We start from the raw sequence: 23,296 nt of genomic DNA, 5'->3' as shown, positions 1-23,296 counted from the left end.
GAACTCAATGGCTTACTCAACACTGAAAATCGAAGACGGCGTGGCGCGTCTTACCTTAAACCGCCCAGAGGTGCATAACGCTTTTGACGACAGCCTGATCGCCGAGCTAAACGCGCACCTCAATGAACTCCATCGACTTGCCGACGCAGGCGATGTGCGTGTGGTAGTGCTCGGCTCCGAAGGTAAAAGCTTCTCAGCGGGCGCCGATTTAAATTGGATGAAGCGCATGGTCGATTACGACCTTGACGATAACCTCGCCGATTCCCGTAAGCTCGCCGCACTGATGCATGGTTTGGATGCGTTGCCCTGCCCCACGCTATGTCGTGTGCAAGGCGCCGCCTTTGGTGGCGCTGTAGGCCTTGCCGCCTGCTGCGATGTGGTGATTGCCTCGGATAAAGCCAAATTCTGTCTCTCGGAAGTCAAAATTGGTTTATCGCCTGCCGTCATCAGCCCGTATGTTCAGCGCGCCCTGGGCGAGCGCCAGATGCGCCGCTATGCGCTAACAGCCGAAGTGATGGATGCCCCAACCGCGCTCGCGCTCGGCCTAGCCCATCAAGTGGTGGAACACGAGGCGTTAGATAGCGCGATCGACGCCATGCTGGTAACGCTATTAGCAGGCTCGCCTCAAGCCCAGCGTGCCACTAAAGCATTGATGGCAACCGTCGCCCAAGCGCCGGATTCTGATGCTACCCGCGAACATACCTGCCAGGTGATCGCCAAGCTGCGGGTAAGCCCAGAGGGCCAAGAGGGCTTATCCAGCTTTTTTGAAAAGCGCCGCCCGAATTGGGTCGAATCTAATCACACACCTCACGCTTCGGAGCGTCGCTCATGAGTCATTCACCCCCTATTGAAAAAGCCGAAAAAGCTGAAAACGCCGCTCGCACGACGCCTTTTGGTACGCTGTTAGTCGCCAACCGCGGTGAAATCGCCTGCCGTGTGATGCGCACTGCCCGCCGGATGGGCCTGAAAACCGTCGCGGTCTACTCCGATGCCGACGCCAGCGCCCGCCACGTTCGTGAAGCCGACGAGGCCGTGCGTTTAGGCCCCGCTGCTGCGCGCGAAAGCTATCTCAACATTGATGCGGTCATCGACGCCGCCAAGCGCACCGGTACCGGTGCTATCCACCCCGGCTACGGCTTTCTTTCCGAAAACGGCAGCTTCGTCAAAGCCCTTGAAGAAGCGGGCATTACCTTTGTTGGCCCGCCCGCCTCGGCGATTGCTGCCATGGGCGATAAATCCGCCGCCAAAGCGCGCATGGCCAACGCGGGCGTACCACTGGTGCCGGGCTATCACGGGGATAATCAGGACGACGCCCTGCTGCGCACTGAAGCCGATAAAATCGGTTATCCGGTCATGATTAAAGCCAGCGCCGGCGGCGGTGGTAAAGGCATGCGCGTGGTTGAATCTGGCGATGGTTTTCAGGCTGCGTTAGAGGGCTGCCGCCGTGAATCCAAAGCCGCCTTCGGCGATGACCGCATGCTGATCGAAAAGTACCTGGTGCAGCCGCGCCATGTGGAAGTGCAGGTGTTCTGCGACCGCCACGGCAACGGCGTTTACCTATTCGAGCGTGACTGCAGCGTGCAGCGCCGTCACCAGAAAGTGATCGAGGAAGCCCCCGCTCCCGGCATGACGGCGAAGCTGCGCAGCGCCATGGGCGATGCCGCGGTACGTGCCGCCCAGGAGATCGGCTATGTGGGCGCAGGTACCGTCGAATTCTTATTAGACGCGGACGGCTCGTTCTACTTTATGGAGATGAATACCCGTCTCCAGGTCGAGCATCCGGTGACCGAAATGATCACCGGGCAAGACCTGGTCGAGTGGCAGCTACGCGTGGCCATGGGCGAGCCGCTCCCTTTCAGCCAAGACGAGCTGACAATTACCGGCCATAGCTTTGAAGCACGCATTTACGCCGAAGACCCGGAGCAGGACTTTCTGCCCGCCACCGGCCTGCTGAACCGGTTCGCGCTGGATTTAGTGGGTGCTGGTTTAAGCGCTGATCAAGTGCGCCTGGACAGCGGCGTAGAGAGCGGCGATGCGGTGTCGATGCACTACGACCCCATGCTGGCCAAGCTGATTGTGCATGGGCCTGACCGCGACGCGGCGCTGGCCACGCTTAACCGCGCCCTGGCGGCACTGGATGTGCAAGGCGTGGTGACCAACCGTGCCTTCCTGATGCGTCTGGCGACTCACCCGGGCTTTAAGAACGTGGAGCTGGACACACGCTTCATTGAACGCAACGAAGCGACGCTGTTTGCACCACGCACCTACAGTATGGACGCCTACGCGAGCGCGGCGCTGATCGGCCTACATCAGCTCGCCCAGGAGTGTGAAAGCGACTCCCCCTGGGATCGCCACGACGGCTTCCGGCTCAACGCGCCGCACACCATTCGTATTGCGCTGTGTGACCCAGCCAATGTTCAAGCGGATGATAGCGATGAAGCAGTCGTCATCGTTGAAGGCAAACGCAGCGCAGGCGAATCGCTTTGGAATCTTACCATTGGCGATGACACCCTTACCGCAAGCCTGCAGCCGCTCACTGGTGATGCAGTCGCCGTTACTTTAAACGGCCATCGTCGCCGCCTCCAGGCGCGCCGTGACGGGCATGTCGTGGTAATGGCCGACCCAAGCGGTGAAACCCGTCTGTTCTGGCGTCGCATCGATGCGGTTGACCATGGCCACCACGAAGCTGAATCGACACTCACGGCGCCGATGAACGGCACGGTGGTGGCACTGCTGGTGGAGCCCGGTAAGGCGGTTGAAAAAGGCATGCCGCTGATGGTGATGGAAGCCATGAAAATGGAGCACACCATGACTGCCCCCGCCGATGGTAGCGTGGAAGCCTTCCACTTCCAGGCGGGCGATACGGTCAGCCAAGGTGCTGTACTTCTCGACTTTGCCCCCAGCGAATAGGAGCTCACCCATGGCACTGCCGACATCCGTCAAACTGTTTGAAATGGCCCCCCGTGACGGCCTGCAAAACGAGCCGGGGGCAATGGTGCCCACCGCGACTAAAATTGCCCTGGTCGAACGGCTTGCCAAGGCGGGGATCACGCATATTGAAGCCGCCAGCTTTGTCTCGCCCAAGTGGGTGCCACAAATGGGCGATGCCGTTGAGGTCATGGGCAGTATTCAGCGCCAGCCCGGTGTGGTGTATTCAGCACTGACACCCAATCTCAAAGGGCTGGAAAACGCGCTATCGGTGGGCGTGGAAGAGGTCGCCGTGTTTGGTGCCGCCTCGGAGGCCTTTTCACAAAAAAATATCAACTGCTCGATTGCCGAATCACTTACGCGCTTTGAACCTGTGTTAGAGCGCGCCCGAGAGGCTGGCGTGCGCGTGCGTGGGTACGTTTCGTGTGTGTTGGGCTGCCCTTACGAAGGCGAGATTGCCCCCACCAAAGTGGCTGAGGTGGCCAAAGCGCTTTATGAGATGGGCTGTTACGAGGTGTCACTGGGCGACACCATTGGCGTGGGTACACCGCTGGCTGCTAAACGCATGATTGAAGCCGTTCAGCAGCAGGTGCCCTTAGAGTTTCTGGCCGCCCACTTCCACGACACTTACGGCATGGCATTGGCTAATTTGTACGCCGTAATGGAAGAAGGCGTTAGCGTGATTGATGCGGCGACGGCAGGCCTGGGTGGCTGCCCCTATGCCAAAGGCGCCTCCGGCAATGTGGCCACCGAAGACGTACTCTACCTGCTTGAAGGGTTGGGTGTTAAAACGGGCATCGACCTGCAGGCCGTGATTGATACCGGCTATTGGATCACCGGCGAGCTAGGCCGCAAACCCAGTTCCAAAGTCGCCCTGGCGAAAGGCGCTAGCAGCTAACCAACCGCTGCCGATCCGTTCGGACAAGAAAAATATCGGAGAGTCTCAACATGACGTCACAAGCACTCACGTTACCCAGCTACTCCAGCAGCATGGCGGACAAGCCACTGCTGGGCATGACCATTGGCGACAAGTTTGACCAGATCGCCACGCAATATGCCGATAACGACGCGCTGATTGTGCTGCACCAGAACATCCACTGGAGCTATCGCCAGCTTCAGGAAGAGGTCAATCGCTGCGCCCGCGCCTTGCTCGCTATCGGTGTTCAAAAAGGCGACCGCGTCGCCATTTGGGCGCCCAATTGCAGCGAATGGACACTCACCCAGTTTGCGACCGCTAAAATTGGCGCCATTCTGGTCAACATTAATCCTTCATACCGTACTCATGAACTGGAATATGCGCTGAATCAATCCGGCGCTCGCTTTTTGGTCACCGCCAACAGCTTCAAAACCTCTGACTACAGCGGCATGCTGTATGAATTGGCTCCCGAGTTAAAAGCCTGCAACGAAGGCGAGCTGAAATCCCAGAAACTGCCCGACCTTGAGTGCATCATTAATTTAAGTAGCGAAAAGCTCAGCGGTATGTGGCGCTGGGCAGACCTGATGAGCGAGGCCAACAAGGTTAGCCAAACCGACGTTGATGACCTGCAAGCGACACTACAGTTCGATGACGCCATTAATATTCAGTACACCTCAGGCACCACGGGCTTTCCCAAAGGGGCGACGCTTTCTCACCACAATATCCTCAATAATGGTTTTTTTGTGGCAGAAAGCATGGGCTTCACCCACGAAGATCGCCTGGTGATCCCCGTACCGCTTTACCACTGCTTCGGTATGGTGATGGGTAACCTGGGTTGTGTGACCCACGGCGCCACCATGATCTACCCGGATGAGGGCTTCGACCCCGGCAAAGTGCTGAAAGCCGTTCATGAACAGAAAGCTACCGCCCTTTACGGCGTGCCAACCATGTTTATCGCTGAGCTAGATCACCCTGATTTCCCCAGCACCGATCTCTCATCGCTACGCACCGGTATCATGGCGGGCTCGATCTGCCCCGCTGAGATCATGAAGCAGGTGATCAACAAGATGAACATGAAAGGCGTACAGATCGCCTACGGCATGACAGAAACCAGCCCGGTGTCTACCCAGACAGGTGCCAACGACAGCATCGAGAAACGCGTTTCCACGGTGGGCCGCACTCAACCGCACCTGGAGAATAAGATTGTCGATCCCGGCAATGGCGGCATTCTGCCCCGAGGTGAAATCGGCGAGCTGTGTACCCGTGGTTACAGCGTGATGCTCAAATACTGGAACAACGACAAAGCCACCGCTGAAGCCATTGACGAAGCGGGCTGGATGCACACCGGTGACCTCGCCACCATGGATGAAGAGGGTTACATTCAGATCGTGGGGCGCATTAAAGACATGGTGATTCGCGGCGGAGAGAACGTTTACCCCAAAGAGATCGAGGAATTCCTGTACGCCCACCCGGCCATTTCAGAGGTACAGGTCACTGGGGTGCCTGATAAAAAGTACGGTGAAGAGTTGATTGCCTGGGTAAAACTCAACAGCTCAGCGGGCGAAGTCACTGGCGAAGAGTTGCGCGAGTACTGCAAAGGCAAAATCACCCACTTCAAAATTCCGCGCTACTTTAAATTCGTTGACGAGTTCCCAATGACCGTTACCGGCAAAATTCAGAAGTTTAAAATGCGCGAGATTTCGATACAGGAGCTAGGCCTGGATCAAGAACCATAACTGGCCATGTCTACCTCCCACCCTTTGTCAGACCATTATCAGCGCGCCCTGCGCGCTGATGAAGTTTTGGCACAAATTGATGCTCACTACCCCGATGGCCCTACTCTGCATCAACTAGCCCCCTTGGATCAGCTACATATCGGTGGCTTGGCGGCCTCCGCTCGGTTACTTGATCGGCTCAACCCTGACACCCATGGCAAGGTATTGGATATTGGCGCTGGGCTGGGGGGATTAATGCGCCAGGGTGCATCGCTGGGCTTTCATATAACAGGGCTGGATATTACCCATGGGTTTAGTGCGTTAAACAAAGCACTGAGCACTAGGGCTAATCAATCTGCCGTTTCATCGCTTGCCTGGGTAACGGGTAATGCACGCGCGCTACCGTTTGCTGATCATAGTTTCGACGCGGTTTTGTTTCAGCACAGCCTACTCAACATGCCCGACCCCACCAAGGTGCTGGCTGAGAGCTTGCGCGTGCTGCGCCCTGGCGGGCAGTTGGTGATGCACGAAGTCGTCAGCGGCCCCAACGTGTCACAACTTCACTACCCAGTGCCCTGGGCGGTTTCTCCTGAACATTCGCACCTCCTGCCCCTAACGACGCTAATCCGCTTGCTCGAAACAAGTGGCTTTGTACTTGAGCACGTGGAGGATTGGAGCGAACTAGCCTTGGCGTGGCGCCAGCGCCAACGCCAGAAAGAGCAGTCAGCCGCCCGGCAATCGGTGCTCTCACCTCAGTGGGTATTTGGAGAGCAATTTCTGACCATGGGGAGTAATTTGCTAAAAAATTTGGCCGAGGGCGCAATTAAAGTGGTAGAGATAGACGTCCGTTGCTAGTCTCAATAAGTACCGTTCTTTCTTCCTACCGATAGGCGTACGAGAAATGCCAATGGCACGCTTGGCAAGCACCCTGCTCTGTTGCTCAGTTCCCTGGTTTAGCAGCTACGCCGACGATAAACCGCCGGTGATGGCCTATACCGCCCCTGATAGTGAACTCATGCAACTTGATAACGGCGTTATCCTAGAAGGTAGTGACCTTCAAAGCCTTGATAACTATTCCAGTGGTTTCCGCGTAACCGCAGGTTTCAGCCCCTGGCGGCTCCCTCAACTCGATATTGGCGCTGAAATCGCCTATCGGGAAAGCGAAGAAATCTCCACCACATCCAGTGTTAATCCGCTCGTTATGGATACGTTAAGTTTGGGGGGCGCCCTTGTAGCCGGTGTTCGCATGGGCGCCTTTAGTGTCTATGCGAAGTCCGGCATTACTGAATGGCGCGGTGACAGCGAGGTGGAAGGTGCCGATGAAAGTGGCACCGCGATGCTGCAAGGCTTCGGTGCTACCGTGACGATCAATCGGCTCGTCAGTCGTCTAGAGTATGAGCGCATTGATGCCCCAAGCCTTGAGCATCTCAATATACTCAGCGCCTCGCTGCACCTGCCGTTTTAAAGGGCATCGTTTTTCTGATCGGGTGGCGTCCAGATAGGCACATCTTCGCGCTGCGGCTCGTGCCAATCCTGCTTCATAGCACTGTTCAGCGACTCTTCCAGTTTCATAAACAGCTCGCCATAGCGCGGACTAAAGCTAATACCGCCCTCTATCTCTTTCCAGGCTTCGAACAACTCGTCTTCGTGGGCATCTTCATTCCGCACAAACGACCAGGTCATTTGCTTGGCACGCATGGGGTGAACGCCCATGGCGGTGAGCGCGTGGCCACCCAGCTCAAGCGCTGAATGGTAGGTTTCGCTGACCGTATCATCGGCGCCCGCTTCACGCAGTTGGTAGCCATGACCACGATCAAAGGCACGGGCCAGCACCCAAACGTGGGGATAGTACTGTTTTACGTGCCTGACCATCTGCACAGCACGGTCACGGTCGTCCAACGCGATCACAAGTAACCGGGCCTGCTCAATACCTGCGGTTTCGAGCAAATCGGAGCGGCTGGCATCGCCGAAGTAGCTTTTGATACTTATCTTGCGCAGGTTCTCGATCTGCTCAATCTCATGATCCAGGGCAACAATGGGGATATTATTGGCACGCAGCAAGCGGCAGATAATCTGCCCAAACCGCCCCACCCCCGCAACGATAACCGGGGCCTGCTCCTCTATCGTATCGGCCTCACGATCATCATTTTTAGCGCTACGATAACGCGGCAGTACCAAGCGGTCGTAGGCGATGAACAGCAAGGGGGTCAAGAACATCGAGAGTGCCACAACGAGCGAGAGAATCTGAGATATATCCGAAGGGATCACGCTGTTTTGTACGCTATAAGTCAACAGTACAAAGCCAAATTCACCCGCTTGGGCAAGGCTTAAAGTGAACAGCCAGCCGTTGCTGCCATGTAGCCGAAACAGCAGCGCCAAGCCAAACAGAATTAATCCTTTTACGACGATAACCGCCGTGCCTAACAGCAGTATCGTCTCCCACTCCGCTGCCAGCACAGCGAAGTTGATACCCGCTCCCACGGTAATAAAGAACAGCCCCAGCAGCAGCCCCTTGAAGGGTTCAATATTGGCTTCCAGTTCGTGCTTGAACTCACTATTGGCGAGCACCACCCCCGCCAGGAATGCGCCAAGGGCGGGGGATAAATTGACTAAACTCATCAGGGCGGCAATACCTATCACCAGCATTAGGGCAGTGGCGGTAAATATTTCGCGCAGGCCAGAGCCAATCACATAGCGAAACAACAACGGCACTAAATAGTAGCCCGCGGCTATAACGCTCGCGATAGCCGCGACGACCACTAAAGCATGAGCCCAGCCGGGCAGATCCGATACCAAATTTAAACTGGCATGGCCCTCATCACTGACCGGGCCCATTAACTCGGGAAGAGCTAGCAGCGGAATTAACGCCAGCATGGGAATAACGGCTATATCCTGAAACAGCAGCACCGAGAAGGCGCTGCGGCCGCCTTCAGTTTTGGCAAGCCCTTTTTCATTCAATGTTTGCAGCACAATGGCCGTGGATGAGAGCGCAAAAATCAGCCCCACCGCCAGAGCGGTTTGCAATACTAGCCCCAGCCATAAGGCGATGGCAGTACCAGCAACCGTCGTTAACACGACCTGAAGCCCGCCCAGACCAAGCAGCCGTACACGCATGGCCCATAGCCCTTTGGGATCTAGCTCCAGGCCCACCAAAAACAGCATCATCACGACGCCAAATTCTGCAAAATGCTGAATGGTGGTGGTCTCCTGGCCCACCAGCCCTAGGATCGGGCCAATGACTACGCCAGCAACCAAATAGCCCAGCACCGATCCAAGTCCAAACCGCTTGGCGAGGGGAACCGCAATGACGGCCGCAAGAAGGTAGATAAACGCCTGAACGAAATAGGCTGTCATTTTTTCACCCGCCGTAAGGGTAGAGAGTTAAGCTCAATAAGCACGCCACATTCACGGCGACCGTCAGCCAGAAAATGGCTTGAAAAGTAGTTTTCTGGGTTTTATGCCTCAGCCGCTGCTGAGCAAACAGCCCGCCCGGCCAGCCACCCAACAACCCAAGCAGGTGTAACGACTTCTCGCTCACTCGCCGTCGCTGTTTGATAGCAGCCTGTTTATCAATAGCGTAGGTAACGTAAGCGAGAATGCTAACCACAATGTAAAAAGCGGCGATTGAAATCACTGTGAAGACTCTTAAAAGATGAGGAACTACTTGCGCCGCTGGGAAGGCTTACCTCCACCCGCTAGCTTACCGCGCCCAACACGCCCTTTACCCACGGGCTTAACACCCGCTTTTCCTTTAGCGCCCTTACCTGGCGTATTGCCTTTCGGGCCGGCACTTTTTTTTGCGCTGACTTTTCCACTGGCGGCCTTTTTACCCTTGGGAAGTGGTTTAGCCCCAGCGGCTTTAGTTCCAGCAGCCTTTGCGCCAGCTTTTGCAGGTTTCTGGCGCTCTTTTGCGGCGGGTTGGTTGGTCTTTCCTGCGTTTGAACGCCCGCTATAGTTGGGCCTTGCCGGTTTACTTTTCTTTTCCGGCACGGCTTCTGATTTTTCGGTCAACGCGATAATGGTGTCGATCTCTTTAGGGGTAAGATCGCGCCAGTCGCCTAGTGCTAAGCCCTTTAATGGCACATTCATAATGCGCGTACGAATAAGCTGGGTGACCTCATAACCGAAGTATTCGCACATACGACGTATTTGCCGATTGAGCCCCTGCACCAGAGTAATCGTGAACACAAAGGTGGACTCTTTTTGCACTTTGCAGCGTTTGGTCACTTTGCCGAGAATCGGCACACCACCCTGCATGCCGTCGATAAACTCGTCGGTGATCGGCTTGTTCACCGTCACTTGGTACTCTTTTTCATGGTTGTTATTGGCGCGTAGAATCTTGTTAACCAGGTCGCCGTTATTGGTTAAAAAGATTAACCCTTGGGAGTCTTTGTCGAGCCGGCCAATGGGAAATATACGCGTGCCGTGCTTGACGAATTCGACAATATTGTCCTTTTCGCTGGACTCGGTGGTACTCACAATCCCCACCGGCTTGTTCAACGCAATAAGGACAAGATCCTCCTCTTCCTGTGGCTCGATCTCCTGGCCATTAACCTTAACCAGATCCCCCGCTACCACTTGGTCGCCAGTCGTGGCACGGCGCCCGTTAATCCACACATTGCCCTGCTCAACAAAGCGATCGGCCTCGCGTCGAGAACACATGCCACTTTCACTGATGTACTTATTAATGCGGGTAGATTTTCGTAATGACATAAAACGCCATGTGGCTGTAGAGAGGTAAAAACGAATAAGAAGTAATTAACGATTAAAAGGAGGAGCCAGGCTGCTTTAGGAAAGCCAGCTCCTCGTCAGTGGAGGCCCGCCCCAACAGTGCATTCCGATGCGGGTAACGCCCGAAGCGATCAATAATCGCCTTGTGACGGACTTCAAAATCGAAATTTTCCTCTAACCCGGGCTGATCAAAGAGCTGCATCGCTACCTCATGAATGACCACTGACTCACTGTGCATAAAGGGCATATATAAAAATATCCGTTGCTGGCTGGTCAGCTCTGCGTCTGCCCCCGCAGCCACCGCCTCCTGGGCTAGCGCCAGTGCTAAGGCATCATTGGCAAAGGCGCGGGCATTGTCTCGGTAGATATTGCGCGAGAACTGATCCAGCACAATGATTTCCGCCAGTCGCCCATGAGGCGTTTGTCGCCAAGCGAAGCACTCGCACCGGGCAGCCTGGGCATGCACGGTGCCAAATTGCGCCAGGATCGTACGGTCCATCTCAATGTCTTTTTTAAACCACTGAGAGGGCGTCAACGTTTCAAACCAAAAATCCAGTATTGCCTGAGCATCTGAAGACATTGACGCCTCCCTGTCCTGGTGAAAAGTCGTGTTACAAAGTATTTATAAACCGTTGTGGAAATAAATAACCTAGCCGGTGTTGCGTAATCCGGCGGCTATCCCCGCCATCGTAACCATCAAGGCCCGGGAAAGGTCGGCGCTAATCGCCCCATCGGCGTCGCGATTACGCTGCAGCAGCTCCGCCTGCAGGCCATGCAGCGGATCAATGTAGGGGTTACGAACATCGATTGCCTGGCGAATCAGCGGCGTGTTCTCCAGCAGCTTTTCCTGCTGCAAGATATCCAGTACGGCCTCTTCCAAGCGCCCAAAGCGTTCACGTAGTTTTTTACCCAATGCCTTAAGCGAGGGCTCATCGACAAGACGATGCTCGTAGTAAGCGGCAATCGCCACATCGGCTTTGGCCAGCAACATCTCAAGCATGTCCAAATAGGTGCCGAAGAAAGGCCACTCATTGCGCATTTCTTGAAGCACATCGCGCCCACCGGGTTGCTCTAAGCGTGTTGAGAACGCTTCACCGCTGCCCAGCCACGCTGGCAACATTAAGCGAATCTGCGTCCAGGCAAAGATCCATGGGATCGCCCGCAGGGTTTCAACACCGCCATCCTGGCGCCGCTTGGTGGGGCGCGAGCCTAACGGCAACCTGCCTAAAGCACCTTCCGGCGTTACTGCCCTAAAGTAGGGAACAAAATCAGGATCTTCCCGCACTACGCCCACGTAAGCGCCATGCGCGACCTTGGCCAACTGGTCCATCTCATCACGCCAGTGGGGTTCAGGCGTGCGAGGTGGCAATAACGTGGCCTCCAAGACCGCACAGGCGTAGATTTCCATGGAGCGCAGCGCAATATCCGGCTGGCCGAACTTGAAGCGGATCATCTCGCCTTGTTCAGTCACCCGCAGGCTACCGTTTACCGAACCGGGGGGCTGGGAGAGAATCGCCGCATGGGCCGGACCGCCACCCCGGCCAACGGTACCACCACGGCCATGGAATAAGGTTAAGTCGACACTATGACGCTCACATACGTTCACTAGCGATTCTTGAGCGCGGTACTGCGCCCAAGCAGCGGCTAACTGACCGGCATCTTTGGCTGAGTCGGAGTAGCCAATCATGACCTCTTGGCGATCATCGATAAGCGAACGATAGCCAGGGATTGAGAGCAGTTTATCTACCACTTCGCCTGCATGGTCCAGGTCGTTGAGGGTTTCGAACAGCGGTGCGATAGGCAGCGTGACCTGTCCGCCTACCTCTTTCATTAGCAGTGCCACGGTGAGCACGTCAGAGGGCTCAGCGGCCATGGAAATAATGTAGGTTCCCAGGGCTTCGGAGTGCTCCTGGGCGATCACCTTAAAGGTATCCAACACTTCACGAGACTCAGCCGAGCATTCCCAGCGACGCGGAATGAGTGGCCGGCGCGAGGCTAACTCGGCAAGCAGAAACTCCTGCCGTTTGGCTTCATCCCACTCCTGGTAATGGCCCAGGCCAAGGGCGCTGGTCAGCTCTTCAATCACTTGTGCGTGGCGGCTGGCCTCCTGGCGGAGATCCAGTTTGGTCAGCGTCACGCCGAATACGGCTACCCGGCGTAGCGTATCGAGCAGCGCGCCGTTAGCGATGGTATCGAGGCCGACATCACACAGTGAACGGTAGCAGGCGAGCAGCGGTGAATAGAGCTGATCGCGGGTTTCGATAATCGGCCCGCCATCATAGTTACGCCCTTCCAGCTCTGCTTTGGCCCAATCGCGGGTCGCTTCCATTTTTGCCAATAGGCGCTTCAGCACTTCACGATACGGCTCGGTGACATCGCCCGCCTCGGCTTTTAGCGCGCTGTTGGCTTTCCACATGGAGAGTTCGGTTTTCAGCTGCTCCAGGTCGCGCAGGTAAAGATCGGCGGCCATCCAGCGGCCCAGCAGCAATACTTCGCGTGTTACCCGGGCGGTCACGTTGGGGTTGCCGTCCCGGTCGCCGCCCATCCAAGAGGCGTAGCGAATCGGCGCTGCATCCAGAGGCAAGCGCTCGCCAGCCGTATCCAACAGCAGGTTATCCAAATCCCGATGGAAGTCCGGCACTGCCTGCCAGAGTGAATTTTCAATGACGGCAAAGCCCCACTTGGCTTCATCGACTGGGGTGGGCCGCTCATGGCGAATCTCATCGGTGTGCCATGCCTGGCTAATCAGCTCTTCCAAACGCCCTTGGGCGCGAGTGCCACGTTCGGGGTAATCGTCCGAACTCTCAATAGCGGTTAGGCACTCGTCAATGGCGTCATATTTTTGAATCAGTGTTCGGCGGATAACTTCCGTAGGGTGCGCAGTCAGCACCAGCTCAACGCGCATATTGGCGAGAGTTTCGACCAGCTTACGCGGTGAGTTGCCCGCTTGCTGGGCACGCTTTAGCAGTTCGCCCAGTACCGGTTGGGAGCCAGGTTTATAATCTTCAACGCGACGAAAGCGCGCCCGATAGTGCTGCTCGGCAATGTTGGCGAGGTTTAAAAATTGGTTAAACGCCCGCGTGACCGGCAGTAGGTCATGCTCAGGTAACTGGCGAAGATATTCGATCAATTCACGTTGCTGTAGAGAATCACCCTGGCGACCGCGCTTGGCATGCGCACGGATCGTTTCAATCTTATCGACAAATGCTTGGCCCAAATCGTCGGCAATGGTTCGCCCCAGGCTATCGCCCAGAATACGCACGTTATCGCGCAGAGATTCGTGTAGGTCGTGACTCATTGGCATGGCCTCCTTGCAGGGGTCGCGTCATTATTAGATCAGGAATGGGTAGGTTGTTTTTCTTGTGGCTGGATTTCTAGTGCTTTGGCTGCCTGCCAGTGGGCTTCCATCTCGTCTAGCGAAGCCTCTGTTAACGGCCGCTGGGCAGCGCTAAGCTCACTCTCGACGTAGCGAAAGCGGCGTTCAAATTTGGCATTCGTCGTGCGCAGGCACTGTTCCGGGTCAGCGTTCAGGGTGCGCGCAAGGTTGGACACCGCAAACAGCAGATCGCCCACCTCTTCTTGAGCGTGCTGTTGATCACCGGCGGCAAGCGCCTCTTCTACCTCCGCCAGCTCTTCACGGATTTTTGCCACTACGCCGCGGGCATCTGGCCAATCAAACCCCACCCGTGCGGCACGCTTGGATAGTTTGGCGGCGCGGCTGAGCGCAGGCAGTGTGCGCGGTACGTCGTCGAGAACTGAGGGCGTATTGGCCGTGCGTTCCGCACGCTCTTCAGCCTTCAACGACTCCCAGCGACTATTCACTTGCTGCGTCTGCACCTCTTCAGCGCTCACTCCCGCTGGACGACGTGAGTCCAGGGTGCCCTCAGGAAAGACGTGCGGATGGCGGCGCAGCATCTTTGCTGTCAGCGTATCGACAATATCGTCAAAGTCGAAGCGCTGCTCTTCTGCCCCAAATTGGGCGTAATAGACCACCTGAAAAAGCAGGTCGCCCAGTTCACCGGGTAACTCGTCAAAGGCGCGCCGCTCAATGGCATCGGCGACCTCGTAGGCCTCCTCTAGCGTGTGCGGCACGATGCTATCCCAGTTCTGCTGCAAATCCCACGAACAGCCCTGCTCAGCGTCGCGTAGTACTTGCATAAGCGTCAACAGGTCCTCCATACGATGGCGCATCATGCCCCTCCCTTACGTACTTGCTGTTCCGGGTCGGCATTGCGCAAGCGGCGGACTTCGGTGACGTTGGGCAATTGCTGAATGCGGGAAAACAGCCGTCCTAGAGATTCCAGCCCATCGACTTCCAGCGTAATGCGCAGTCGGGCAATGCCCTCATCGGTATCGGTTAAGGTATTCACGGCAAGTACATTCACTTTTTCATTTCCGAGCAGACCAGTCACATCACGAAGAAGCCCCGAGCGGTCCCAGGCCTGAATTTCTATGGTCACCGGATAGCGGGTCTGGGCGCGTTCGCCCCACTCTACTTCGATAATGCGCTGAGGCTCGTCCAGGCGCAATTGCAGAATATTGCTGCAGTCCTGGCGGTGTACGGTGACACCGCGGCCCTGGGTAATAAAACCGATGATTGGCTCGCCGGGCACCGGTCGGCAGCAGTTCGCCATACTGGTTTTCAGATTGCCGACGCCAAGTACCGTAATGTCACTTTTGGTGGCTTTGCTGGATTGCCGCTTAGGCTTGGCAAGTAAGCGATTAAGCTGATCCTGGTCGTCGGTTTCACCAAACAGCTGCTGGGCCTGATGCAGCACTTGACCGACACGCAGGTCACCGGCACCAATCGCGGCGTACATATCCTCAGCATTAAGGTAGTTAACGGCCTTGGCTAGCTTGGGCAGGTCGAGCCCCTCGACATCCAGGCGACGCATCTCGCGTTCAAACAATGCGCGCCCTTCGTCAAGATTCTGATCTCTCGCTTGGTGCTTGAACCACGCCTGGATTTTGGCCCGCGCCCGGGAGGTGCGCACATACCCTAAGCTGGGGTTTAACCAGTCGCGGCTTGGGCCACCTTTGGTGGCAGTAAGAATCTCCACCTGCTGGCCAGTTTTCAACTTGTAGGTAAGCGGTACGATGCGTCCATTAATCTTGGCGCCACGGCAACGGTGACCGATTTCGGTATGCACGCGGTAGGCGAAATCGATAGGCGTCGCAATCCGCGGTAAATCAATAACGTGGCCGTCGGGGGTAAAGACATAGATACGGTCAGGGGCCACATCGCTGGAGAGACCTTCGCGCAGGTCACCAAAACCGCCCACTTCGTCCTGCCACTCCAACACTTGGCGCAACCAAGCGATTTTCTCTTCGTAGCTACGGCTTTTAGCGTTGGTATCGTGCCCCTTGTATCGCCAGTGGGCACAGACGCCCAGCTCCGCTTCGTCGTGCATGGCGAAGGTGCGAATTTGAATTTCGAGCACCTTGTTTTCAGGGCCCATGACGGCGGTATGCAACGACTGATAGCCATTTTTTTTAGGGTTGGCGATATAGTCGTCAAACTCGTTCGGCACGTGGTGCCAGCGCGAGTGAATGATACCTAGTACGGTGTAGCAGTCGGCTACCTCCGGTACCAGAATGCGCACCGCGCGTACGTCGTGAACCTGTGAAAAATCGATCCGTTTACGCTTCATTTTGCGCCAGATCGAGTAGATATGTTTGGCCCGACCATCCACGTCGTAACGGTGAATGTGCTGGGCCTCCATTAAGCCTTTAATGGTTTCCACCACATCGTGAATATAGCGGTCTCGGTCGAGGCGCTTTTCTGCCAGCAGCTTGGCAATCGCTTTGTACTCATCTTCGTGCAAGTAACGAAACGATAGATCTTCCAGCTCCCACTTAAGCTGGCCGATGCCAAGGCGGTGAGCCAGAGGTGCGTAAATATCAGCAACTTCTCTGGCAACCTGTAAACACTTCTCCCGTGGGGCGTCTTTTACCTGGCGCAGCGCACAGGTACGTTCGGCAATTTTGATCAGCGCGACGCGTACATCTCCCACCATATTGACCAACATCTTACGCAGGTTTTCCTGCTGGTTGTGTTGGCCCATGCCATGATCAGGCGCCAGCGGGTAGCTGATAGCGGCCATTTGCAGCACGCCATCAATCAGGCTGGCCACTTCAGCACCGAAGCGTTTTGTGACCGAATCAAGACTCAGCAACCCCTCCCGCACTGCGCGGTAGAGCACGGCGGCTTCCAGAGTGGCTTGGTCCAGTTTCAAATCACCCAGTATATCGGCCATTTCCAGGCCCATACGGAAGCTAGAGCCAGGTGTCAGCCATACGCGATGATGGCGTGGGGCCTCAAGCTCTAACTGCTCGGCAAGCTCGCAGGCATCGGCTAAGCGCTCAGGATCACGTAGACGCACATCCTCTTGAAGACGTGTTAACCATTGCTGTATGTCCACCTTTCCGCTAGCGGTTAGCGGCTGGTCTTCACGCACTTTCACCATGACAATTACTCATCCTTTCAGGGAGACGGCCTCCACACGGCCTGCACCGTGGTTTGAAGCAATAGTCCAACGGCTGGCCCCGGCTTTAATCCACATTAGCTTCAAAAAGCACCAGTGTTTCCATATGCGCAGTGTGAAGGAACATATCCGCCACTGCTACTTGCTTAACCCGGTAACCCGCATGCACAAGATGTGCCGCATCCCGGGCAAGCGTTGCGGGGTCACAGGAAATATAGACCACCTTGGCGAGCAGGTGACGTGCCAACGCCTGACAAATCGCTTCACCACCGCTGCGCGGGGGATCAAGCACGAGCGCATCGGAATCACCATGTTCATCCAGCAGTTGCTTAACGCTGCCGGAGTCGCTCAAGTCGGCCTGCTGACCACTGACCATCAGCCCGTTGTGCTTCGCATTGATAGCAATCCGCGCCACCATGGCAGGGTTTCCTTCCACTGCGTGAACCTTAGCGCCCGCGGCGGCGATGGGCAGGCTGAAGTTACCAATACCCGCAAACAGGTCGAGAATCTTTTGCTCTGGTTGCGGCGCTAACCACTCTATGACCCGGGCGACAATTTGCTGATTAACCTGGGCGTTGACCTGTAAAAAATCGCCCGGTGCAAAACTTAAGCTAAGTGGTGTTTGGCCATCGAGCACTAGCGACTCTTCCAGCACAGGCGCTGCGCTATTCCAGTGCAATGTGGGGGTATCACGCCCCAACCAAGTGCCTAGGGCCACCTGCTGGTGTTGGGCAAAGGCTTGCCAGCGCTCGGCATCTTGCGAATGCTCTTTTAACTGACGCACTAACACCACCTGAGTGGTCGCTGTTGCCATTAATTCGATATGCCCCACTTGGCGCGGAGCATCTAAGCTTTCCAGCAATTCACGCAATGGCGTTAATAACTGCTGTAAGGAATCCACCAATACCGGGCAGCGCTCGATATCCACCAACCGGTGACTATGCGCGGCGCGAAAACCGAGGCGCGTATTGCCCTGACTATCGACTTTGACTCCCAGACGCGCACGGCGGCGATAGCCCTGGTCATCGCCTTGAACCGAGCCGATATCCTTGAGCGTGATACCTTGGCGAGCAAAGAGGTCGCGCACTACTTCTCGCTTATGGGCACGCTGGGCATCGACGCTTAAATGTTGTAAATCGCAGCCGCCGCAGTGGCCGAAATGCGGGCAAGGCGGCGTAACCCGCTGCTCCGACGTCGTCAGCAAAGATTTGATATGCGCTTCGTCAAAGCGTTTACGTGTCAGATGAACTGCCACGTCAACGTGTTCACCGGGCAATGCCTGATCAACAAACACGGTTTTACCGTTGGCAGAATGGGCAACGCCACGACCATCATGTGCTAAGCGTTCAATGACAAGGGGTGAAGCATCTTCAGTTGCCGTATGCGGTGCTTTGCCACCCGGCGTGCGTGCTAACCCCGAATGACCAGACGCGGGCCTGGGCGGTCGCCGTTTTCCCAACATGGCCATCGTTATACTCCTGGGGCAAAAAGGCCAGTCGATAGGTAGCGATCACCGCGGTCGCAGACGATAAATACGATCACTGCGTTTTCCGTTTGCTCAGCAATGCGCAGCGCACCGGCCAAACTACCACCCGATGAAACCCCGGCCAAAATACCTTCTTCACGGGCCAAACGCCGCATGTGCTCTTCAGCCTCTTGCTGGCCGATATCCAAGGTGACATCCACCCGCGGCGCTTCAAAAATAGCCGGCAGGTACGCTTGCGGCCAGCGTCGAATACCGGGAATACTGGCGCCATCGGCAGGCTGCAAACCGACAATTTGAATCGCCGGGTTCTGCTCTTTTAAATAGCGGGACACACCCATAATAGTGCCCGTGGTGCCCATTGAACTCACAAAGTGAGTCACCTCACCCCCGGTTTGTTGCCATACTTCAGGACCGGTGGTGCGGTAGTGCGCTAGCGGGTTGTCCGGGTTGGCGAACTGATTTAGCGGTTTACCTTCGCCTTTGGCGATCATGTCATCCGCTATATCGCGCGCTTCTTCCATGCCCCCCGCTTTGCTGGCAGAAATTAACTTAGCGCCATAGGCTGCCATTGCCTGCTTACGTTCTTCCGAGGCATTTTCAGGCATCACCAATACCATCTTGTAGCCTTTAATCGCCGCCGCCATCGCTAGCGCAATGCCGGTATTACCTGAGGTCGCCTCAATCAGCGTATCGCCGGGGGTAATATCGCCACGGGCTTCTGCCTCGCTAATCATGGAAAGTGCGGGGCGATCCTTGACCGACCCAGCAGGATTATTGCCCTCAAGCTTGGCTAACAACGTATTGTTGCGACCGGCGCTAATACGCTTCAGGCGCACTAAAGGCGTGTTGCCAACCACCTCTTCTAACGTGGGATAGCTCTTGAGATAGCCCTTAAAATCATTCATGAATATTCCTTATCGTCACCATTATGCTGCATTATATCGATGCTGCCTTGAGCTTGACAGGCAACCTTATTGAATCAGCGAGCTTCTTTTCATGTCCTTGAACACCCGTCTTCTGTTTGCCTTGCTCGGTTTCCCGCTTCTGATATACGCCACGATGGCAGTATTACTGGTTATACAGAGTGATACGGAAGCTCGGACCGCACTGCAAGAGCGCTTGGAAGCTGCAAGCGAGTTGCTTGCTCCAAGCTTAACTGAGGCGCTTGCAGAGGGTGATTCACAGCGCCTGGAAACGTTGACGCACCGACTACTCAACCAAAAAGGGGTGCGTACGGTTGGGCTGTTTAACGAGCAAGGCAATCGTCTGTTATTAGCTGGCCAAACCACGCCACCATCCCTTCACGCGCCTGCCGAAAAACAATTAAGGTTGGAGGAAGACGCTTGGCAACTGCGTTTACCACTGGGTATTCCCAGCAACAATGTTAATCAATTCAATGCAGATCAAGTGAGTGCAAGCGCTGGCTACATTGGCTGGCTGGACATAGAGGTCGATACGCGGGCGCTAATCCTGGGGCGCTATAAACTGATTGCAAGTCTTAGCTTGGGCGGCATGCTGCTAGGGCTGCTGATGTTTTTAATCGCTTTCGCCATTAGCCGCTATACCACTCGCCCTATAGAGGAAGCCAACCAGGCTCTTTACCGCTTATCCCGTGGTGACTATCGGCTACATCTGGCGCCCTCTAATGCCCCAGAGCTTCATCGTCTGACCAGCCATATTAATACGCTTGCTGAGCATTTTCAGCAGGCTCAGCGGGATATGCAAACCCAAATCGAGCAAGCAACCAGCGAGCTGCAAGAGTCAATGGAAACCATTGAAGAGCAGAATATCAAGCTTGATTTGGCACACCGTAGTGCGCTGCGTGCCAATGCGGTGAAATCCGAGTTTTTAGCTAATATGAGTCACGAGATACGCACCCCACTCAACGGCATTATCGGCTTTTGCCGATTACTGGGGCGCTCATCTTTGGACAAACGTCAACAGGAGTGGCTGCAGCACGTACACCGGGCTTGCGACAACCTGCTCATGCTAGTGAACGATGTACTCGACTTTTCCAAATTGGAAGCTAATCGACTTACCCTTGAAGAGGCGGATATCGACATCGTGGCGCTGGTGGATGAAGTGGTGGGGCTGCATGCTCCAGAAGCTCAGCGCAAACAATTACACCTAGTGGCGATGGTCTATGATGATGTTCCCACGCCGCTATGCGGTGACCCGCTGCGTATTCATCAAGTGTTAAATAATTTGATTAGTAATGCGCTCAAATTCACTCATGAAGGTGAAGTGATAGTGCGTGTCATGCTGGATAACCAGGAAGGCCAGCATGTGGTGCTTAATCTCAGCGTTAGCGACACGGGGATTGGCCTTAGCGACGATCACCAAAAGGCGTTATTCAGTGCCTTTTCCCAAGCAGAACCCAGCCATTCACGCCATTTTGGCGGCAGTGGCCTCGGCCTTACTATCTGCCGCCAACTTATTGAGCGCATGGGGGGCGAAATTGAGATGGAAAGTGAGTTGGGTAAAGGCACCACCTTCTCCTTCACACTGCCTATGCTAGCTCATAAAGCTATCGAACGACCCACGGAAATTAGCCTCCCTTACCCAACTATTCGCTTATATGAAACCCATGCGCCTACCCGACATGTACTCGAACATCTGCTACAACGCTGGGAAGCGAAGCCGATCGCATTCAATGATCCTGAGCAAGCGCAACTGCTCATATTAGGATTGGAGTTCAGCGATTTTAGCCCCGAACGCCACAGCCACTGGCAAACTATCATTGACCAAACATCTTGCCCGGTATTAATTTTAGCCAACGGCAATAGTTTCGATCTGCCGTCGCTACGCTTACCTCATGGCGGCGAGATTCTCTACAAACCCTTTTCCCGCGTCCAGTTAGTCACCTCGCTGAAGCAGCTTCTATTACCTGGCGCCGCGAAAAACAAAGCTGTCGAGATGTTGTTAGCCCAGCCTAATGCTTCGCAGTCCCTCACGCTATTGATAGTCGACGATAATGCGCCAAATCGTGAGCTGCTCAAAACGATGCTTGAAGACCCGACATTGCATGTGACCACGGTGGGAAGCGGCCACCAAGCGCTGGAATTCGCACGAACTCAAAATGTTGACATGGTATTAATGGATATCCGCATGCCGGGGATGGATGGCGTGCAAACAACTCAGGCACTGCGCCGACTTAGCAGTACCTGGGCCCGCTGTCCCATTATTGCGGTCACTGCCCATGTGCTTACTAGTGAGCGACAGAAATGGCTTGCGGAGGGGCTGGATGACGTACTGACGAAACCCATTGATGAAGAACAGCTACATCAATTACTTCAGCGCTTTTTGGGGATTACCCACCGGCTAACCGCCAGTCATTCAATACCTATACTAAAAAGCAAAGCCGCCCATAAGCCGGGGTTTAGCCACACGGCCCCCGCCACACTACCTGTCGTTGATCTTGATATGGGTGCGCGCCTGGCAGGGGGCAAAGAATACCTGGCGCGTGAGCAACTAAAACGTCTCATCGATAGCCTAGATGAAAGTGAACAGCATATGCGCTCTGCTTTTGCGCAACAAAATTTGCCGACACTGCTCGATTGGGTGCACGGCTTAAATGGCGCCAGCCGCTATTGCGGCGCGCCGGAGCTGGCCTTGTTGGTCGAGACATTGGAAACTCGGCTACGTACCACTGGCCTGGAACATGTCGAGCAACTACTGGAGGATCTATACCAGGCAATGGCAAGGCTACGTGCGCAACGCCCCCTTCTACTCAGGCACTAATCCACGAGGGCTAACAAAGGATAGAAGTTAATAAGAAAGTTCAATCGCGAGATTGTTAACGTTCCAGCACAACAAAGGCGATTGCATACTCCGCCTCATCACTCAAAGTGATATGGCTGGTTGTGACGCCTGCCACCGTCAGTAGTCGCTCGGCTTCACCACTAAGCAGAAAATAGGGTTTACCCAGAACATCATTAATGACCTGAATTTCACCCCATTGCATCCCTTGACGTAAGCCTAGTCCCAGGGCTTTAACGAATGCTTCCTTGGCAGCAAAGCGTTTAGCCAAAAATGCAGCAGGTTGAGATTTCTGCAACCAAAGCGCATGCTCATCAGGCCCCAAAATGCGTTGAGCAAAGCGCGGACCGTGCCGTTGCACGGCCCGTTTAAAACGCTCAACGCGCGCGATATCAGAGCCAATCCCAACGATCATCGGTTAATGTCCGCAGCAGCCACTATGCACATGCTCAGAATGATTGGCATGCTCATGATCGTGTTCAAGGTCATGCGCATCCAGTGCCGCCATCAAGCCTGCTTCCTGGCCTGCAATGATCAAACGCTTCATTTCCTGTACGGCCTCTTTCAAACCAACAAACAGTGCACGGGCGATGATGGCATGGCCAATGTTAAGCTCATTAACGCCAGGTAGGGCCGCAATCGCTTCCACGTTATGGTAATGCAAACCGTGACCCGCATTGACCACCAAACCCAGCGTGACGGCATGGGTGGCCGCTGTCGTTAGCCGATGATACTCAGCATTCGCCTCATGGCTGCCTGGCCGGGCTTCTGCGTAACCCCCTGTGTGCAGCTCAATAGTCGGTGCTCCGGCACGCTGGGCAGCATCAATTTGCTCAATGTCAGGGTCGATAAACAGAGATACATCGCAGCCAGCTGCGCTCAGCCGTCGGCAAGCGCTGGCAATAGCATCGAAGCCGCCAACCACATCCAAACCGCCCTCAGTGGTCAGTTCCTCGCGCTTTTCGGGCACTAAACAGACATGCGCGGGGCGTATCTCCTCGGCCAGAGACAGCATCTCTTCGGTGACGGCCATTTCCAGGTTCATGCGCGTATTAAGCACTTCGGCCAAAATGCGCACATCACGGGGCTGGATATGCCGACGATCTTCACGCAGATGCACCGTAATGCCGTCAGCCCCCGCTTCTTCAGCCACTAAGGCGGCTTGAACGGGATCGGGGTAGCGGGTGCCTCGGGCTTGGCGAAGTGTCGCAATGTGATCGATGTTGACGCCTAACAGGATCCGAGGGGGGTGCATGGTGCCTCCAATGCAATAAAG

At 55.4% G+C, this 23,296-nt stretch carries 18 protein-coding genes; 7 read left to right on the top strand and 11 right to left on the bottom strand.

Annotated elements, in window-relative coordinates; genetic code table 11:
* The first annotated feature begins 7 nt into the window (after positions 1 to 7).
* The 6 genes from ACUVOF_RS08010 to ACUVOF_RS07985 are packed head-to-tail and all read left to right on the top strand — an operon-like array spanning position 8 to position 7,024.
* A complete protein-coding gene (locus ACUVOF_RS08010) occupies positions 8 to 832 on the top strand; it encodes an enoyl-CoA hydratase/isomerase family protein (protein WP_447043847.1) in 825 nt (274 codons plus the stop codon).
* Positions 829 to 2,910 carry an acetyl/propionyl/methylcrotonyl-CoA carboxylase subunit alpha gene (locus ACUVOF_RS08005; RefSeq protein WP_447043846.1) on the top strand — a complete coding sequence of 694 codons (2,082 nt, stop codon included), beginning with the start codon at positions 829 to 831 and terminating at the stop codon, positions 2,908 to 2,910. Before ACUVOF_RS08010 ends, ACUVOF_RS08005 begins: the two co-directional genes overlap by 4 nt.
* Positions 2,911 to 2,920: 10 nt before the next feature.
* Positions 2,921 to 3,826 (top strand): hydroxymethylglutaryl-CoA lyase, encoded by a 906-nt coding sequence (locus tag ACUVOF_RS08000; protein ID WP_447043845.1) that lies wholly within the window; start codon positions 2,921 to 2,923, stop codon positions 3,824 to 3,826.
* A 50-nt stretch (positions 3,827 to 3,876) separates the two neighbouring features.
* Positions 3,877 to 5,580, top strand: coding sequence for an AMP-binding protein (locus ACUVOF_RS07995; RefSeq protein WP_447043844.1), 1,704 nt, complete (start codon positions 3,877 to 3,879; stop codon positions 5,578 to 5,580).
* Between the two features lie 6 nt (positions 5,581 to 5,586).
* Positions 5,587 to 6,414, top strand: a complete 828-nt coding sequence (locus ACUVOF_RS07990; protein ID WP_447043843.1) for a class I SAM-dependent methyltransferase — start codon at positions 5,587 to 5,589, stop codon at positions 6,412 to 6,414.
* Between the two features lie 46 nt (positions 6,415 to 6,460).
* Positions 6,461 to 7,024 (top strand): hypothetical protein, encoded by a 564-nt coding sequence (locus tag ACUVOF_RS07985; RefSeq protein WP_447043842.1) that lies wholly within the window; start codon positions 6,461 to 6,463, stop codon positions 7,022 to 7,024.
* On the opposite strand, the gene ACUVOF_RS07980 is transcribed toward ACUVOF_RS07985, so the two are convergent.
* The 9 genes from ACUVOF_RS07980 to cysM all read right to left on the bottom strand — a co-directional run bounded on the left by ACUVOF_RS07980 (position 7,021) and on the right by cysM (position 19,166).
* Positions 7,021 to 8,913 (bottom strand): monovalent cation:proton antiporter-2 (CPA2) family protein, encoded by a 1,893-nt coding sequence (locus ACUVOF_RS07980; RefSeq protein ID WP_447043841.1) that lies wholly within the window; start codon positions 8,911 to 8,913, stop codon positions 7,021 to 7,023. The two genes, ACUVOF_RS07985 and ACUVOF_RS07980, sit on opposite strands and share 4 nt — an antisense overlap.
* Before the next feature lie 4 nt (positions 8,914 to 8,917).
* Positions 8,918 to 9,193 (bottom strand): DUF1294 domain-containing protein, encoded by a 276-nt coding sequence (locus ACUVOF_RS07975; protein ID WP_447043840.1) that lies wholly within the window; start codon positions 9,191 to 9,193, stop codon positions 8,918 to 8,920.
* Between the two features lie 26 nt (positions 9,194 to 9,219).
* On the bottom strand, positions 9,220 to 10,272 hold the full coding sequence (gene rluF / locus ACUVOF_RS07970; protein WP_447043839.1) for a 23S rRNA pseudouridine(2604) synthase RluF: 1,053 nt from the start codon (positions 10,270 to 10,272) through the stop codon (positions 9,220 to 9,222).
* Between the two features lie 52 nt (positions 10,273 to 10,324).
* On the bottom strand, positions 10,325 to 10,870 hold the full coding sequence (locus ACUVOF_RS07965) for a DUF924 family protein (RefSeq protein WP_447043838.1): 546 nt from the start codon (positions 10,868 to 10,870) through the stop codon (positions 10,325 to 10,327).
* A 69-nt stretch (positions 10,871 to 10,939) separates the two neighbouring features.
* Positions 10,940 to 13,588, bottom strand: coding sequence for a phosphoenolpyruvate carboxylase (ppc, locus tag ACUVOF_RS07960; protein ID WP_447043837.1), 2,649 nt, complete (start codon positions 13,586 to 13,588; stop codon positions 10,940 to 10,942).
* Positions 13,589 to 13,626: 38 nt separating this feature from the next.
* Positions 13,627 to 14,481 (bottom strand): nucleoside triphosphate pyrophosphohydrolase, encoded by an 855-nt coding sequence (gene mazG / locus ACUVOF_RS07955; protein ID WP_447044347.1) that lies wholly within the window; start codon positions 14,479 to 14,481, stop codon positions 13,627 to 13,629.
* Entirely contained in the window at positions 14,481 to 16,757 is a 2,277-nt protein-coding gene (relA, locus tag ACUVOF_RS07950) for a GTP diphosphokinase (RefSeq protein ID WP_447043836.1), read from the bottom strand. Before relA ends, mazG begins: the two co-directional genes overlap by 1 nt.
* A gap of 85 nt (positions 16,758 to 16,842) precedes the next feature.
* The gene (gene rlmD, locus ACUVOF_RS07945; RefSeq protein WP_447043835.1) at positions 16,843 to 18,243 is read right to left on the bottom strand and encodes a 23S rRNA (uracil(1939)-C(5))-methyltransferase RlmD; all 1,401 of its coding nucleotides are present in this window, start codon (positions 18,241 to 18,243) and stop codon (positions 16,843 to 16,845) included.
* 2 nt (positions 18,244 to 18,245) lie between these two features.
* Positions 18,246 to 19,166 (bottom strand): cysteine synthase CysM, encoded by a 921-nt coding sequence (gene cysM, locus ACUVOF_RS07940; protein WP_447043834.1) that lies wholly within the window; start codon positions 19,164 to 19,166, stop codon positions 18,246 to 18,248.
* Positions 19,167 to 19,257: 91 nt separating this feature from the next.
* Between cysM and ACUVOF_RS07935 the strand changes: the two genes are divergently transcribed.
* Positions 19,258 to 22,002 carry an ATP-binding protein gene (locus ACUVOF_RS07935; protein ID WP_447043833.1) on the top strand — a complete coding sequence of 915 codons (2,745 nt, stop codon included), beginning with the start codon at positions 19,258 to 19,260 and terminating at the stop codon, positions 22,000 to 22,002.
* A 55-nt stretch (positions 22,003 to 22,057) separates the two neighbouring features.
* Here the strand turns inward: ACUVOF_RS07935 and acpS are convergent, their stop codons facing one another.
* On the bottom strand, positions 22,058 to 22,435 hold the full coding sequence (acpS, locus tag ACUVOF_RS07930) for a holo-ACP synthase (RefSeq protein WP_447043832.1): 378 nt from the start codon (positions 22,433 to 22,435) through the stop codon (positions 22,058 to 22,060).
* Between the two features lie 3 nt (positions 22,436 to 22,438).
* Positions 22,439 to 23,275: a pyridoxine 5'-phosphate synthase gene (gene pdxJ / locus ACUVOF_RS07925; protein ID WP_447043831.1), complete on the bottom strand. Its 837-nt coding sequence runs from the start codon at positions 23,273 to 23,275 to the stop codon at positions 22,439 to 22,441.
* Positions 23,276 to 23,296: the final 21 nt, after the last annotated feature.

Source organism: Vreelandella sp. H-I2 (assembly GCF_052959335.1).
Note: the sequence above shows the minus strand (reverse complement) of the source record. Positions and strands in the feature narration are given on the sequence as shown.

Excerpts from the sequence above, each read along its gene's own strand:
- ACUVOF_RS08010 (WP_447043847.1), top strand. The coding sequence starts at position 8 with ATGGCTTACTCAACACTGAAAATCGAAGACGGCGTGGCGCGTCTTACC.
- ACUVOF_RS08005 (WP_447043846.1), top strand. The coding sequence starts at position 829 with ATGAGTCATTCACCCCCTATTGAAAAAGCCGAAAAAGCTGAAAACGCC.
- ACUVOF_RS08000 (WP_447043845.1), top strand. The coding sequence starts at position 2,921 with ATGGCACTGCCGACATCCGTCAAACTGTTTGAAATGGCCCCCCGTGAC.
- ACUVOF_RS07995 (WP_447043844.1), top strand. The coding sequence starts at position 3,877 with ATGACGTCACAAGCACTCACGTTACCCAGCTACTCCAGCAGCATGGCG.
- ACUVOF_RS07990 (WP_447043843.1), top strand. The coding sequence starts at position 5,587 with ATGTCTACCTCCCACCCTTTGTCAGACCATTATCAGCGCGCCCTGCGC.
- ACUVOF_RS07985 (WP_447043842.1), top strand. The coding sequence starts at position 6,461 with ATGCCAATGGCACGCTTGGCAAGCACCCTGCTCTGTTGCTCAGTTCCC.
- ACUVOF_RS07980 (WP_447043841.1), bottom strand. The coding sequence starts at position 8,913 with ATGACAGCCTATTTCGTTCAGGCGTTTATCTACCTTCTTGCGGCCGTC.
- rluF (WP_447043839.1), bottom strand. The coding sequence starts at position 10,272 with ATGTCATTACGAAAATCTACCCGCATTAATAAGTACATCAGTGAAAGT.
- ACUVOF_RS07965 (WP_447043838.1), bottom strand. The coding sequence starts at position 10,870 with ATGTCTTCAGATGCTCAGGCAATACTGGATTTTTGGTTTGAAACGTTG.
- ppc (WP_447043837.1), bottom strand. The coding sequence starts at position 13,588 with ATGAGTCACGACCTACACGAATCTCTGCGCGATAACGTGCGTATTCTG.
- mazG (WP_447044347.1), bottom strand. The coding sequence starts at position 14,481 with ATGCGCCATCGTATGGAGGACCTGTTGACGCTTATGCAAGTACTACGC.
- relA (WP_447043836.1), bottom strand. The coding sequence starts at position 16,757 with ATGGTGAAAGTGCGTGAAGACCAGCCGCTAACCGCTAGCGGAAAGGTG.
- rlmD (WP_447043835.1), bottom strand. The coding sequence starts at position 18,243 with ATGGCCATGTTGGGAAAACGGCGACCGCCCAGGCCCGCGTCTGGTCAT.
- cysM (WP_447043834.1), bottom strand. The coding sequence starts at position 19,166 with ATGAATGATTTTAAGGGCTATCTCAAGAGCTATCCCACGTTAGAAGAG.
- ACUVOF_RS07935 (WP_447043833.1), top strand. The coding sequence starts at position 19,258 with ATGTCCTTGAACACCCGTCTTCTGTTTGCCTTGCTCGGTTTCCCGCTT.
- acpS (WP_447043832.1), bottom strand. The coding sequence starts at position 22,435 with ATGATCGTTGGGATTGGCTCTGATATCGCGCGCGTTGAGCGTTTTAAA.
- pdxJ (WP_447043831.1), bottom strand. The coding sequence starts at position 23,275 with ATGCACCCCCCTCGGATCCTGTTAGGCGTCAACATCGATCACATTGCG.